Here is a 13,250-nt window from a genome sequence, read left to right as displayed (position 1 = left end):
TTTCTAAGAAAAATACAAACTATGAAAGCAAAATTTATCGTGGGGTTGCTCAGCCTGGCATTGTGCTCCACAGCAGTAATAACTTCCAGCGCACAGGAAAAGAAAAAAGAAACGGTAGGTGAAACCGTTGATAAAACCGGAAAGGCTATTGGTAAAACTGCTACTAAGGTAGGCAATAAAACCGCAGAAGTTGCCGTAAAAGGCGGAGCGAAAGTAGTTGACCAGACCTATAAAGGAAAAATGGCACCCGATGGCTCTAACGTGTACATCGACGGTAAAAACAACAAGTACTATATCAATAAAAAGGGGGCTAAAGTATATCTGAAAGCCGCACAGATCAGAAATAAACCAGAAACTAATCCATAATTGCAGGATTTTATTCAAACAAAAAGCCCTCCGGAATTTCCGAAGGGCTTTTCTTATTATTTATGGCTATGTTAAGACCTGCGTCTTCTGTCGCCGCCGCCACCGCCTTCGCGTCTGCCGGCACCACTTCCGCCTCTGTCTTCACGGCTTCTTCCAGAGAAGTCCCTGAAACCACCGCCACTGTTGCTGCGTTCTCCACCTTCGCGTCTTCCACTGCCACCATAGCTTTTACGCTCGCCGCCGCCGCTTCTTCCGCCACTGTAGCCACCGCCTTCGCGTCTGCCACCGCCACCAAAGCCACCACGGCTGCGGCCACCGCCACCGCCATCAGTATCGGCAGTTTTCTCGATCCTTACACCGCGGTTGTTAAATTCAACACCTTTAAAGTTATTGAACAACGATTCTACGGTTGCATTCTCCACCTCAAAGAATGAATAAACACCTTTCAGGTCAATTTTGCCGATTGCTTTTCCACTGATCTTACCATTGTTGCAAACAAAAGAAAGCAAATCACCACGGGTAAAGTCATCTACAGAACCCAGATTAATGAACAGACGCGTATAACCTTCGCTTGTTCTGGATCCTCTTTCGCCACGTTCTCCGCGCTCGCCACGTTCTCCCCTGTCATCTGCAGAAGAGTTCAGGTCAGGTGCGTTTTTGTAGTACTCTAAAAAGCGGTTAAACTCTAAAGATGCAAAACGTTTGATCACGTCATCTTTGCTCAATTCTTCAAATTCAGCCATAATGCGCGGCATATACTGCTCAATCTGACTTTCGTTCACTTCCACATTGTGAACTTTGTGCACTAAAGAGAAGAGTTGTTTTTCGCAAACATCAAAACCTGTAGGCAATTCAGCTTTAGTAAACTGTTTACCGATAATTCTTTCAATCTGACGGATCTTACCGGTCTCTTTAGTGTTTATGATACAGATAGAAATACCGGTTTTACCTGCACGACCGGTACGGCCGCTGCGGTGGGTATAACTTTCTATTTCGTCTGGTAAGGAGTAATTGATTACGTGCGTCACGTTATTTACATCAATACCGCGTGCGGCCACATCAGTTGCAATAAGCAATTGCATGTTACGCTCACGGAAACGTTGCATTACTTTGTCACGTTGTTGCTGAGAAAGATCTCCGTGCAATGCATCTGCATTGTAACCATCTTTGATCAGGTGTTCAGCCACATCCTGGGTATCCAGCTTGGTTTTACAGAAAACTACTGCAAAAATCTCCGGATTAAAATCCACAATGCGTTTTAAAGCTGCGTATTTATCTCTCGCACGTACAATGTAGTACTCATGCTCAATATTTACGTTACCTGTGTTTTTGGTACCCATGGTTAACTCAACCGGTGAGTCCATGTAGTTTTTAGCTATTCTTCTTACCTCTGGAGGCATAGTAGCCGAGAATAACCATGTTTTTTTATCGTCAGGTGTAGTAGACAAAATGTCGTTAATGTCTTCCTGGAAACCCATGTTCAACATTTCGTCGGCTTCGTCCAATACTACATATTTCACGTTGGTGAAATCTATAGCCTTACGGCCGATAATGTCTAACATGCGGCCCGGTGTAGCCACTACAATTTGTACACCGATTCTAATTTCACGCAGCTGTTGCATAATGTTTGCGCCACCGTAAACGGCAACAACATTAGCACCACTGATGTTCTTTGAGAAATTCTTGATGTCGCTAGTAATCTGCAAGCAGAGCTCTCTTGTTGGGCATAAAATCAATGCCTGAGGCTTATTGCTCTTGAAGTCTATCAATTCTAACAGCGGCAAACCAAATGCGGCTGTTTTTCCTGTTCCTGTTTGGGCCAAACCAACAAAATCGTTATTGCCCTCTAACAGCACAGGAATACTTTGTTCCTGAATAGGTGTTGGATTTTCGAAACCTAAATCCTTTACAGCATTAACAACGTCATCACTTATCCCCAATTTACTAAATGGGTTTATCATGTATTATAATTTATTAAGCCGCAAAGGTAAGTTTAATTTTTGGCATTTCACTGATTCGTAACTAAATAAAAATCAGCGAATTAATTATCTGAGCCGATCAGCCGACTTCAGCAATAGCTCATCTTTTCTGATTCCCCCTATGGCAAGCAGAGAAAATAAGATCGCAAGCAGGGGCAAAAATGAACCCCCAGCAGCTGATATGCCTTCGGTTCCTCCAGGAAATTGCTGGCTCTGGATACCACACAGCACAGCAATGGCAATGACCATTAAAATGGCTACCATAATCACACGCTTTTGCAGGCCGCGGTTTTTAAAGAAAAATATGCTGGCAAAACAAAAAACTGCTGCCGCTATATTCAGGGCAAGCGGGATAATGGTCAGCTCGATCTTTACGCCACTGCCCGAAACCCCTTTTAGCTGTTGCTGAAGCCCATTGGTATAAATGCTGTATTCCGTATCGTTTACATTTTTGGTTAATAAAGGCAAAAATAACATGCAAATTAGCGTTAAGGCCGCTAATAAAAGCCATATAGATTGCACGCGTTGTATCATATCAGTTCAATAATTTCAACAAATATATCAAAAGGCAGATACTAAGCAATCCGATATCCGATTAAAAAGATAATTTTGTAGCCTTGAACACGCAACGGTATTTTATCGAATTGTCTTACGACGGCACTCCTTACCATGGCTGGCAGATCCAGCCAAATGCGAGCACTGTGCAGGAATATTTAGACAAAGCCCTTACTATTTATTTTCGTCAGCCGGTAAGTACATTAGGCTGCGGGCGTACAGATAGTGGTGTACATGCCAGCCAGTTTTATGCCCATTTTGACCTGTATGCTGAAGCAGATGGTTCCGCTGAGGGACAACCGGCCTCAAAACGGCCTGACCCATTACATTCAGTTAATGGCATTAATGCCTTGCTCCCGTACCAGATTGCAGTAAAACGGGTTTTTGAAGTTGAAAATACCGCGCATGCCCGGTTTGATGCTACTGCGCGTGCTTATCATTACCATATTCATTTCCATAAAGACCCATTTAGACTGAACCGGTCCTGGTTACACAAAGGAGAACTGGATATCCATGCGATGAACCAGGCTGCAGAAATGCTCCTGGCTTATACCGATTTCTCCTGCTTCAGCAAATCACACACCCAAACCTTTACCAACAACTGCAAAATAATGGCTGCTTTTTTTGAAGAAACTGCAGATGGTGCGTTGCGGTTTACGATAAGGGCAGACCGGTTTTTAAGAAACATGGTTCGGGCAATTGTAGGCACACTGATCAGAATTGGCAAAAATGAGCTTAACTTAGCACAGTTTAAACAGATTATTGAAAGCAAAAACCGCAGTAATGCCGGGCAATCTGTTCCAGCCTGTGGCTTGTATTTAGTAAATGTAATTTATCCTTTTGTAAAGTAGTATGTCTAAAATCACAGGTGATGCGTTTAATGTAAGCTTATTGAAAAGGATTTTTCAATACGTGAAACCTTACCGCAGTATTTTTATATGGTCTGTTGTGCTTACGATACTTTTGGCTGCTATTGCCCCCCTCAGGCCTATCCTTATTGGTTATACGCTTGATCACCATATCCTAACCGGAGATTATGCAGGTTTATTGAACATGACCATGCTGATGCTGATACTCCTGGTACTTCAAACTGTTTTTCAGTACAGCCATACACTGCTTACCAATACCCTTGGCCAGTCTGCCATCCGCGACCTGCGCATCAATGTATTCAACCACATCAGCAAACTGCGTTTAAAGTATTTCGACAATACGCCCATAGGCCAGCTGATCACCCGTACGGTATCAGATCTGGAAACCATTGCCGAGATTTTCTCTGAAGGTCTGATTGTCATTATCGGGGATGTTTTAATGGTAATTGTGATCATTGGTGTAATGGTGTATAAAGACTGGGCCCTTACCCTGGTGGTATTGCTGCCTATGCCCCTGCTGATCATGGCCACCTCAGTTTTTCAAAAAGCCATTAAGTCGGCCTTCCAGGAAATCCGTACAGAAGTCTCTAATTTAAATACCTATCTGCAGGAACACATCACCGGAGTATCCATCATCCAGTATTTCGCCAGGGAAGAGCAGGAATATAAAAAATTTGTAAAGATCAACGGCCGTTACCGCGATGCCAATATCCGCTCCAACTGGTACTATTCCATATTTTTCCCTGTGGTGGAGATCATCTCTGCCATGTCATTGGGTTTACTGGTCTGGTATGGTGCAAAAACCATACTGAACGATTCCACAGTTAAGCCGGGTATCATTACAGAATTTATCCTGTACATCAGTATGCTGTTCAGGCCTATCCGCGAACTTGCCGATAAGTTCAATACCCTGCAAATGGGAATGGTTGGGGCAGAGCGTGTTTTTAAAGTGCTGGATACCGATGAGGTAACCAGAAATGAAGGCACATTTGTTCCTGATCAAATGAAAGGGGCCATTTCATTCGACAAGGTATGGTTTGCCTACAACGATGATAATTATGTATTAAAGGACATTTCTTTCCAGGTGCCTGCAGGAAAAACCATCGCTCTTGTTGGGGCTACAGGTGCGGGGAAATCCTCTACCATCAATATATTGAACAGGTTTTATGAGATCCAGAAGGGAGAGATCAAAGTTGACGGGATAAAGATCCAGGATTACGAGCTCAGTTTTCTGCGCAGTCATATCGCAACCGTACTGCAGGATGTTTTCCTTTTCTCTGATACCATTTTTAACAACATCACCCTCAACAATGCCGGTATCAGTATGGAGCAGGTGGTGGATGCGGCTAAAAAAGTTGGGGCACATGATTTTATTGAGCGTCTGCCGGGCGGTTATCAATACAATGTGATGGAGCGGGGGGCTACACTTTCTGCAGGACAGGCACAGCTCATCTCCTTCATCAGGGCCCTGGTGTATAACCCTTCCATTCTGGTGTTGGATGAAGCCACTTCTTCGGTAGATACTGAAACCGAAATGCTCATCCAGCGGGCCATAGAAAACCTGATGCAGGGCCGTACTTCCATCGTGATTGCACACCGCTTGTCTACCATTCAAAAGGCAGATCAGATCCTGGTGCTGGATAAAGGAGAGATCAAGGAAATGGGTACCCACCAGCAATTGCTGAAGCTGAACGGGTATTATAAAAAATTATACGACCTGCAGTTTAACTCAACCGGTATTTCAGCCTAGCTTTTCTTTAGCCAGCTCAACAGCGGCCAAAAAGTTGACCAGTTTACCTTTGTTGCTTTCGTAAATGAAATCCCTGATGCTTTTGCCCGGGTATTTATCGAAATCGCCGATGATGAACAATTGCATCCTGTAATTGGAAAACTTCTGTAAAATTTCTCCGGCAATGCCGGTTTTAAGGTCAAAAAAATCAGGAATGATATTTTTTTCTCCAATAATGATGGCATCAGTTTCCTGGTAATAAAGATCTGCCATCAGTTGTAACGCATCTTCAACATTGCTGATCAAGATGGCTTCTGATATGATTTCGGCTATTTTTTTTGTACCAATATGATGTGTTTCTATTTGCATGTCTATGTAGGATCTGTCTGAGCTCACAAAGATATCATAAAACCAAACAATCTGATGCGGGGTTTGTTAAACCAGAAAGGTGGGTTGCGTGATGAAAACACTGCTCAATAGCTGCATTTTACTGCTGGGGATATCGGTTCTTTTATCCTGTAAGGTGAAACGGCCTGTTGTAAACCCTGTTGTGGTTCAGCAACCTTCAATTCCTGTTCCGGATAAAGTAACGATTAAACAAAATATACCTGATTTTGAACTGGAATTTAAAAAGATACTGGATTATAAATCACCCGGTCTGAGTTATCCTGCTGTTACCGCTGCTTTTTATCAATCCCATAATTTTCAGCCCGTATTGGTCAGGAGATTTACGCCTGCCGGGCAGCTAGATACCTTAATCGCTTACCTGGAAGCTTCAGGCCAGCATGGATTGGATCCCGAACGGTTTTATGCATCCGACCTTAAAAAAATGAGCGATCGCTTGCACCATAAAAAATCGGGGAATGTGCTGAACAGGTATAAAGATACTGTAGCGCTGGAATTAACTGTGGCCAGTTCACTGTTAAAATACAGTAACGTACTGCAGTTTGGCCTGGTCAACCCCTTAAAGATTTATCCTGAATATTTCGCTGAAACCATGGGGCCAGACAGCATTTTGATGATGCGGGTGCTGGAGCTGAAAAATCTTAAAAGCTACCTGGATAGCATACAGCCAGTTACAGGTCAATACCTGGCACTGCAGGCTGCCTTAAAAGCACAGGTTCTGGTACCTGAAAAATCCCTGACGGAAACGGAGCAGCTTTTAAAACTAAACCTGGAACGGCTGCGCTGGAAAAACAGACCTCCGGGGCAAAAATATGTAAGGGTCAACATTGCTGATTTTAGCCTGGATGTGATCGATAAGGGAAAGTTGATCTTGCGTATGAAAGTATGTGTGGGGGAGGTTGACAAGCAGACCCCGCAACTCAGCAGCCTTATCTATAGTGTACAGGTAAATCCGGTATGGAACATTCCGGAAAGTATTGCGCAGAATGAGATTTTGAAGTATGCTTCCCGTGATAAGTATTACCTGGCCAATAATAACATCAATGCATTTAAAAACGGCAGGCAGGTCTGGGACCTGGAGGCCATAGACTGGAAGAAGGCCGATATAGGCAGTTATTCCTTTAAGCAGAAGCCGGGTATGAAAAACTCTTTAGGCAAGATCAAGTTCCTGTTTAAGAATGAGAGCAGTGTGTATTTGCATGATACCCCTGTTAAATCTGCTTTTAATCAAAAGAACAGAGCCGTAAGCCATGGTTGTGTACGGGTAGAAAAGCCGATGGAACTGGCACTTGCCCTTTTCGGCGAAGGGGCGAAATATGACCTGATTAAAAGGGCCATGCAACGTGGTTACCCCCGCGAAAAATACATTGGCCTACCTACAGCAATTCCCATTTCTCTTGCTTATTTTACCGCACTTGCTGATCAGAAAGGGAAAGTGATATTTAATGAGGACATTTATGGGCTGGATGGGGTATTGGCTAATGAAATGAAAAAATGACCGTCATTTTTTCTGTAAAGCAGGGTGTTGATTACTGTTCTCCTCCTTTGGTTTTTTGGAGAAGGTCATTTCTGTAAAATGGGTGATGTGTACCGCTTCTAAAATGTAGGTGGCGTTGGTTTGAGGTCAGAATCCAGGAAATCATTGATCATCGGGATCAGCCAGTCTGTTCTCTGCATCATGCCGATATGGGTTGTGCCAGGTATAATGGCCAGCCGGGATTTAGGCAGACCGTGTATATCTCCCATTTTTCCACCGCCTTTAGCGCGAAAGAGCTCCAGTGCATGCTCATATCGTACCCCGTCTGCATCGCCAATGGCCATGAAAAGCGGTGCTTTGCTATTTTTTACTTCCTTAGACCAATCGTAAGGCTTGAGGTCTATACTGATTACCTTCTTTACATATTCCGGAAAATGTTTTGGATCGTTTCCAAGACTGTCATATTGTTTTTCGAGAGGAGAGCCCTTGAACATATCTGCGGTCATCGTACCAAAACTGGCTTCTACATCAGGCCACCAGCCGTCATGTTTATAAGTGCCTGAAAGTACCACTAATCTTCGTACTTGTTCTGGATGGCGCACTGCGACCTGAAAGGCTATTCCGCCGCCCATGCTGTATCCTAAAATATCTGCGCTATCTATTTTAAGCTGTTTAAGCAAGCCTGACACATCGTCGGCCATGCTTTCGTAGCTAAATTCACGAGGTATATCCTTTGTGCGGCCATGTCCCTGCATTTCTGCTACAATTACTTTCCGGTTTTTAGCCAAAACGGGTATGATATGCGACCAGTTTAAGGGAATATTCATAAAGGAACCATGCAGCAGTACAATGGGTTTACCTTTGCCGTAAACTTCATAATACATCTTTAGTCCGTTTATAGCTGCATAGCCACTTTCAGCCGGCTTTATGGGTGGTATCGAAGCGGTATCTTTTTGTGTTGCTGAAGCACCTTTATCGGGACCTGGCTGACACGAGGTCACTACTGCTACAATCAGCATAAGATAGAGACTGATGATCATATTTGTTTTCATATCGTATGGTTTTGTTACCATACAAATCTCGAAAACAAATAATATACCGCTGCGGTATGTATGCGACAATTATAGGGCAAAATACGACAGGGCTTTGCGAAAGGTCATGAGGCACAAATTCCGGGCTGATCGGGGATTTCGCGAGGATTTCCTGGGGTTTTCCGGGCAAAAGGTACCTTTTATCCTGTAAGTACCCGGAGAAGGCCCCAGGTAATCCTTCCGGAGGAATCTATGGAACGGAAGGCCAGGTTTGAATTTGATCAAGCGTTAACCACCTCAAAACTTCGATACTGAGCCATTTCGGCAGAATGATGTACAACAAGTTTCAATTTCATGCGCTCAATTAATGCCCTGGCAAGTTCAATACTCCGGTGTACATCGTTTATGCCTCTGATCTCGATGCCTCTTGCAAGCATTTTGAACTTATTTGGCTCAAATTTGTCAATGAATTTCTTCAAGTCTGTACTGATTTTAATTTCTGTTTTTTCCATGGTATTCATTTATTATATAGATTTTGAGTATTGCTGCTATTCTTTAGCAAAGATATAATTTCAGATTAAAAAAACTAAAAATATTAGTATTTTTGCTGTGGAATTATGCAGGTTTATTTTTTATCTGGATAAGATAGATGTTAATATTGCGCAACTTACCTGGAAGCGCATAGATTTATACCATGTATGATCTTTGATCTACCAAGGCTGATTGCTATGTTTTTTGCATCGTTTGCATAGCTTCCCGTTCAAAGCTCAAATTAACGTGATCGTTTACCAGGCTTAAAGGAATGTTAGCATAGGCGCCGGTTATGCTTTCGCTGAATTGATGCAGATCGATTTTTGCGAGTGCTTCCATGGATGATGAACAGTTTTTAATTTGATATGTTTTTCTACAACTTGTAGAATTGCCATTATTATTTGGAAAAATATTATACTTTTCGCCCATCCTTATTCTTTGTATATAGATTTTAAATACGGAAAAGGCAGGCCTAGCCGGTTAACTAAGTAATTTTCATTAAACTTGGTTTACAATATTTGTTATTCTTCTGGGCGATTGAATGTTAGAAAAACATTTCAATTAAATTGTTTTCTTGCGATAAATTTTTAAATTTTGAAATAACTAAACCACTAAACGCTGTCCGTAGATGACCAGCTAATATTAAAACGAAATAGCTACACTCAAATAGTAGTGCCAATAAAACATATAATAAGCCGTATAAATGCCAGATATATCGAAAAGACTAGAATTGTTCAATACGCTAAAGGCCCAGGCTTTAACCGATCTGCAAAATGAAAACTATAAAACCAATCATCCTCATACTTATGTGTCGATCAAAGCTGATGGAAGGGTAAAAGTTGGAACGATTTCCTTGGTTTCGGATTCCACTTCAGTGTATGCGATTGCTTTTGCAAAACTAGGGTATAAAGAAAATGGATTCTCAAAGACTACTTATGTGAAGTATCTCATTATTAAACAGGATAATGAGATCGTGGAAAAGATTGATCTTGGAAAATGGTCGTTAGACATTGTATTCAATGTTTTTGGTAGCCATGGACACAATATTCCCAATGGAATCATCACTTTAAATGATGACCCTCGCCAACAGATAGAATATTACGTGGATTCATTGGCTGATTTTAAGGAAATCTGGGATTTCTTTGTACAGGTGAATGATCATTGCTCCAGTGCAGAATCCGCGGCTATTTATAAAGAATTTTATAAGGAGCAGATTGAAAAAAGGAACCGTTTGAGGGATTACAAATATTTAGAAGAAAAACTTCTCAAACAGGAAGATCTAATTGTTCAATACAAGGGTTTGATTGATAAAATCGAAGCGCTGGTTAAAAAAGCCTAATAAAACTCTTGTACTTTGCCGGGCGTTGATGTGGATATGTAAATGCTGGAAATATTAACACCGTCAAAAGGGACGGAATAGGCATATTAATTATGCATATTGATTTATTTCTCCAACTATTGAATTATTAGATAAAATATTTTCAATAAACTTGGTATACTGGAATAAATTCTTAAACTTTGAATTAACCAGATAACCAAGACGCTCCTCATTCATGAAAAATATTTCTCTATTAGTACTGCTTTGTAGTATTCTTTCTTTTACCAATGTTTCTGCATTTAAGGATATGCCGAAGGCTGAAGCGCATTTGGCAACCTGCACGGGCAGTAAGAATTGTTATGCCTGTAGTAGCTGCAAATATTGTAAACATTGTAATGCTGGGGGAACTTGTAGTGTATGTACTTCAGGGCCAAGCTCAGCATCTAAAAATACACTAATCCCGAGTACAACAACAAAAACCAATAGCACATCAAGTTCGCAATGCCAGGGCAGCACCAAAAAAAGGAGCTCAGTGTAAACGCATGGTTAAGGGTGGGGGATATTGTTATCAGCATAAATAGCTACAAATTAAATACAAGTATATGCATTTTTCAAATCACTTTAATATAAGCACAACCGGTTCTGAAACATGGTTTGATCCGATACTGGATGACGATACATTGCTTTTTGTTGATCCTTTTCTGATCTATTTGGATAATTCAGGGCACTTCACTGGAGGCTATCAGAAAATGATGACATATTTCGAGAATATATTTTTGGAAGCAGCTAAAGTACCCTACTCTTATAATTCGCCAAGATCGAAAGTGTTAACAAGTAAAGTTGTATTTAAAGAACCGAAGGAAGCCTGTTTAGGTTATTCTGTTGGAAGTGTAGACGGTGCTGGATCTGGATCCGGTTTTGCCAAAAACATAATCCAGGCCGTTTATAATAGTATCAATGCCGGTATTACCAACTTAGATCATTTTGAAGAACTTGGTATCTTCAATTCTAATATTAAAGAAGACCGCATAAGTGATATAACCTTAAATATTCTGAAAGAGGAATTCATTTCTTATACTCAAAGCATATGTCAAAATTTAAATATTAGATTGGATAATCTACAGTGTAGGGTATTCGATCCTCAGTCTAGTAGGTGGGTTTTTAAACCATATCTTTTACCAAAAAATCCATTTAATAATGGCCCGATAATATTAATTCCAAAGAAGTTTCTTGCTACCATAAACGCCCTGAATTCTCAAGATTTCTTTGATTTCTGCTGGCAACAATATGATGATAATGTTAAGGACATTTTGAATGTGACAATAAAATCTCATGTTGACAAAGCCAAGATTGTAAGTTTAGCTAAACAAAACCCAGAATGGGTGGAAAGCTACCTTCGATATAAAGAAGCAGAGCGAGACAACGAAGCCTACGACCTTGATCTTGATCCAGCAGGCGTATATAAATGGCAATATGCAACTGAAAATTATACTGCTGCAAATCCATTATCATTAAACATTACTGATTTTAACTCATTCCAACAATTTATCGATGCTATTTCAAATTCATTTCAGTCTTTCATTGAAGATCATGAAGGTTTCCAATTATTAGTCAATGAAGGTAATAAACCTAAAAGCGAGAAAGCTTGTCAATTGCTTCTTTACGGTTTAATTAAACATTATTGTAAAGCTATAAACTGTCGAATTGAAGTTAAGAATGCGGGGAGAGGCATCATAACTTTTAGGTTCAGTCAACGAATTGAGTTTAGTGCATTTATGGAAATCAAATACGCCCGGAACTCTGAAATTCAGAAAACGTTTGATACATTCCTTAAAAGTCAAAAAAATGGTGATCAAACAGTTATCGGGTATTATTTTGTAGTAGGGTTTAAGTTAGCAGAAATGGAAAAGGCAAACGATTTGGAAGAACCTCTCTTAGAACTAGGGGAGGAATATAATTTTCGGCTCAAATTTAAAACTATAAATGCTTTAATAGACAAATGATATGAAGGTTTTTATTTCTCATAGTAGTGATGACAAGCGGTTTGTTAGAACTTTAAAGACAGATCTCAACGAAAACGGGATACATACATGGTTCGATGAAGATGAGCTAAGTTTCGGTGATACCCTTGTTGAAAAGTTAGAGCAGTCTATAGATCAGACATCACATTTTATTATTATTTTATCTGAAAGTAGTATAAATTCGCCATGGGTTCAAAAGGAATTAAAACATGTTCTGGCAAATCTCAATAGGAAAATTATCCCAATAAAATATAAGGAGTGCGAACTGCCTGCCGAGCTAGATTTGATGCTTTTTGGGGATGTTTCTGCAATCGCTAGAATTTCAGAGGGTGATAAATTAGTTTTCTCTTCCAGCGAATATCTGGGATTTATAAAAAAATTAATTAAATCATTACGTAGCGTTGAGACGCGTCTTGAAAATGCAGATAGAAAGCTTTTAGCCAAAATGGATGAAGTTAAAGACAGTGAAAAGGAAACTGATAAAAAATATTTTTCCTTCAAAATCAAAGGCTACACAAACACTGCGAGCAGAGAAGCCCATTCAAAACACATTAAAATGGAATTAGCGAGAAAAAATCTCCGCGCTGCCTCAACTGAGATTAATAAACCAATAATATTACCGAAGGCATTGTTGGCTGTTTTTGGAAAGATCAATCTAGGTGACAGAGTTATGATAAAAAATATTGATGGTGAAGAAAGGATCGGATTATTTGGTGGGTACAGGACAAGTGACGATACGCTGATTCTTCCTGCATCAATTCGAAATTATCTAAGTATTGATCGAGACAAACCTATTCATGATGTAATGATATCAAGTTTTCCCTATGAAATTATGATTTTATAGAATAATGTTGATCGTGAACAGCGATTGTTATCATTTATTCTACTTAGAAAAGAATCCCTCTGGGAAATACAAGGGTTTAATTCGAAGAGACTATTTGTATTTCAAAAACAGACCTTGGAATTTTA

Annotated in this window: 13 protein-coding genes; 7 read left to right on the top strand and 6 right to left on the bottom strand. The window is 40.5% G+C overall.

Annotation, left to right across the window (positions count from 1 at the left end; genetic code table 11):
* The first annotated feature begins 21 nt into the window (after positions 1 to 21).
* Positions 22 to 366: a hypothetical protein gene (locus R2Q85_RS16770; RefSeq protein ID WP_316812962.1), complete on the top strand. Its 345-nt coding sequence runs from the start codon at positions 22 to 24 to the stop codon at positions 364 to 366.
* A gap of 71 nt (positions 367 to 437) precedes the next feature.
* Here R2Q85_RS16770 and R2Q85_RS16765 read toward each other — a convergent pair whose 3' ends face one another.
* Together R2Q85_RS16765 and R2Q85_RS16760 are read right to left on the bottom strand one after the other, a co-directional pair.
* Positions 438 to 2,327: a DEAD/DEAH box helicase gene (locus tag R2Q85_RS16765; RefSeq protein WP_316812961.1), complete on the bottom strand. Its 1,890-nt coding sequence runs from the start codon at positions 2,325 to 2,327 to the stop codon at positions 438 to 440.
* Between the two features lie 84 nt (positions 2,328 to 2,411).
* A complete protein-coding gene (locus R2Q85_RS16760) occupies positions 2,412 to 2,822 on the bottom strand; it encodes a DUF4293 domain-containing protein (RefSeq protein ID WP_316812960.1) in 411 nt (136 codons plus the stop codon).
* 140 nt (positions 2,823 to 2,962) lie between these two features.
* Between R2Q85_RS16760 and truA the strand changes: the two genes are divergently transcribed.
* Together truA and R2Q85_RS16750 are read left to right on the top strand one after the other, a co-directional pair.
* Positions 2,963 to 3,751, top strand: coding sequence for a tRNA pseudouridine(38-40) synthase TruA (gene truA / locus R2Q85_RS16755; RefSeq protein WP_316812959.1), 789 nt, complete (start codon positions 2,963 to 2,965; stop codon positions 3,749 to 3,751).
* 1 nt (position 3,752) lies between these two features.
* Positions 3,753 to 5,519 (top strand): ABC transporter ATP-binding protein, encoded by a 1,767-nt coding sequence (locus R2Q85_RS16750; RefSeq protein ID WP_316812958.1) that lies wholly within the window; start codon positions 3,753 to 3,755, stop codon positions 5,517 to 5,519.
* Here R2Q85_RS16750 and R2Q85_RS16745 read toward each other — a convergent pair.
* Positions 5,511 to 5,867, bottom strand: coding sequence for a DUF4180 domain-containing protein (locus R2Q85_RS16745; RefSeq protein WP_316812957.1), 357 nt, complete (start codon positions 5,865 to 5,867; stop codon positions 5,511 to 5,513). The two genes, R2Q85_RS16750 and R2Q85_RS16745, sit on opposite strands and share 9 nt — an antisense overlap.
* A 91-nt stretch (positions 5,868 to 5,958) precedes the next feature.
* On the opposite strand from R2Q85_RS16745, the gene R2Q85_RS16740 reads away from it, so the two are divergent.
* On the top strand, positions 5,959 to 7,401 hold the full coding sequence (locus tag R2Q85_RS16740; protein ID WP_316812956.1) for a L,D-transpeptidase family protein: 1,443 nt from the start codon (positions 5,959 to 5,961) through the stop codon (positions 7,399 to 7,401).
* Positions 7,402 to 7,499: 98 nt separating this feature from the next.
* Here the strand turns inward: R2Q85_RS16740 and R2Q85_RS16735 are convergent, their stop codons facing one another.
* The 3 genes from R2Q85_RS16735 to R2Q85_RS16725 form a co-directional block, all read right to left on the bottom strand.
* Positions 7,500 to 8,432 carry an alpha/beta hydrolase gene (locus R2Q85_RS16735; RefSeq protein ID WP_316812955.1) on the bottom strand — a complete coding sequence of 311 codons (933 nt, stop codon included), beginning with the start codon at positions 8,430 to 8,432 and terminating at the stop codon, positions 7,500 to 7,502.
* Between the two features lie 260 nt (positions 8,433 to 8,692).
* A complete protein-coding gene (locus R2Q85_RS16730; RefSeq protein ID WP_316812954.1) occupies positions 8,693 to 8,923 on the bottom strand; it encodes a hypothetical protein in 231 nt (76 codons plus the stop codon).
* Between the two features lie 214 nt (positions 8,924 to 9,137).
* Positions 9,138 to 9,281, bottom strand: coding sequence for a hypothetical protein (locus R2Q85_RS16725; protein ID WP_316812953.1), 144 nt, complete (start codon positions 9,279 to 9,281; stop codon positions 9,138 to 9,140).
* A gap of 364 nt (positions 9,282 to 9,645) precedes the next feature.
* Here R2Q85_RS16725 and R2Q85_RS16720 point away from each other — a divergent pair, with 364 nt between their 5' ends.
* From R2Q85_RS16720 to R2Q85_RS16710, 3 genes are all read left to right on the top strand, one after another.
* Positions 9,646 to 10,281: a hypothetical protein gene (locus tag R2Q85_RS16720; protein ID WP_316812952.1), complete on the top strand. Its 636-nt coding sequence runs from the start codon at positions 9,646 to 9,648 to the stop codon at positions 10,279 to 10,281.
* 581 nt (positions 10,282 to 10,862) lie between these two features.
* The gene (locus R2Q85_RS16715) at positions 10,863 to 12,263 is read left to right on the top strand and encodes a hypothetical protein (protein WP_316812951.1); all 1,401 of its coding nucleotides are present in this window, start codon (positions 10,863 to 10,865) and stop codon (positions 12,261 to 12,263) included.
* 1 nt (position 12,264) lies between these two features.
* Positions 12,265 to 13,125: a toll/interleukin-1 receptor domain-containing protein gene (locus R2Q85_RS16710; protein ID WP_316812950.1), complete on the top strand. Its 861-nt coding sequence runs from the start codon at positions 12,265 to 12,267 to the stop codon at positions 13,123 to 13,125.
* Positions 13,126 to 13,250: the final 125 nt, after the last annotated feature.

Origin of the sequence: Pedobacter heparinus (assembly GCF_032678725.1) — a bacterium.
In the GTDB taxonomy this organism is placed as follows: domain Bacteria; phylum Bacteroidota; class Bacteroidia; order Sphingobacteriales; family Sphingobacteriaceae; genus Pedobacter; species Pedobacter heparinus_A.
The sequence above is the reverse complement of the archived record's forward strand: the minus strand, read 5'-3'. Positions and strand labels throughout refer to the sequence as shown.

Coding starts and splice junctions, on each gene's coding strand:
- R2Q85_RS16745 (WP_316812957.1), bottom strand. CDS start 5,867: ATGCAAATAGAAACACATCATATTGGTACAAAAAAAATAGCCGAAATC.
- R2Q85_RS16720 (WP_316812952.1), top strand. CDS start 9,646: ATGCCAGATATATCGAAAAGACTAGAATTGTTCAATACGCTAAAGGCC.
- R2Q85_RS16710 (WP_316812950.1), top strand. CDS start 12,265: ATGAAGGTTTTTATTTCTCATAGTAGTGATGACAAGCGGTTTGTTAGA.
- R2Q85_RS16770 (WP_316812962.1), top strand. CDS start 22: ATGAAAGCAAAATTTATCGTGGGGTTGCTCAGCCTGGCATTGTGCTCC.
- R2Q85_RS16750 (WP_316812958.1), top strand. CDS start 3,753: ATGTCTAAAATCACAGGTGATGCGTTTAATGTAAGCTTATTGAAAAGG.
- R2Q85_RS16765 (WP_316812961.1), bottom strand. CDS start 2,327: ATGATAAACCCATTTAGTAAATTGGGGATAAGTGATGACGTTGTTAAT.
- R2Q85_RS16730 (WP_316812954.1), bottom strand. CDS start 8,923: ATGGAAAAAACAGAAATTAAAATCAGTACAGACTTGAAGAAATTCATT.
- R2Q85_RS16735 (WP_316812955.1), bottom strand. CDS start 8,432: ATGAAAACAAATATGATCATCAGTCTCTATCTTATGCTGATTGTAGCA.
- R2Q85_RS16760 (WP_316812960.1), bottom strand. CDS start 2,822: ATGTTATTTTTGCCTTTATTAACCAAAAATGTAAACGATACGGAATAC.
- R2Q85_RS16740 (WP_316812956.1), top strand. CDS start 5,959: ATGAAAACACTGCTCAATAGCTGCATTTTACTGCTGGGGATATCGGTT.
- R2Q85_RS16725 (WP_316812953.1), bottom strand. CDS start 9,281: ATGGAAGCACTCGCAAAAATCGATCTGCATCAATTCAGCGAAAGCATA.
- R2Q85_RS16715 (WP_316812951.1), top strand. CDS start 10,863: ATGCATTTTTCAAATCACTTTAATATAAGCACAACCGGTTCTGAAACA.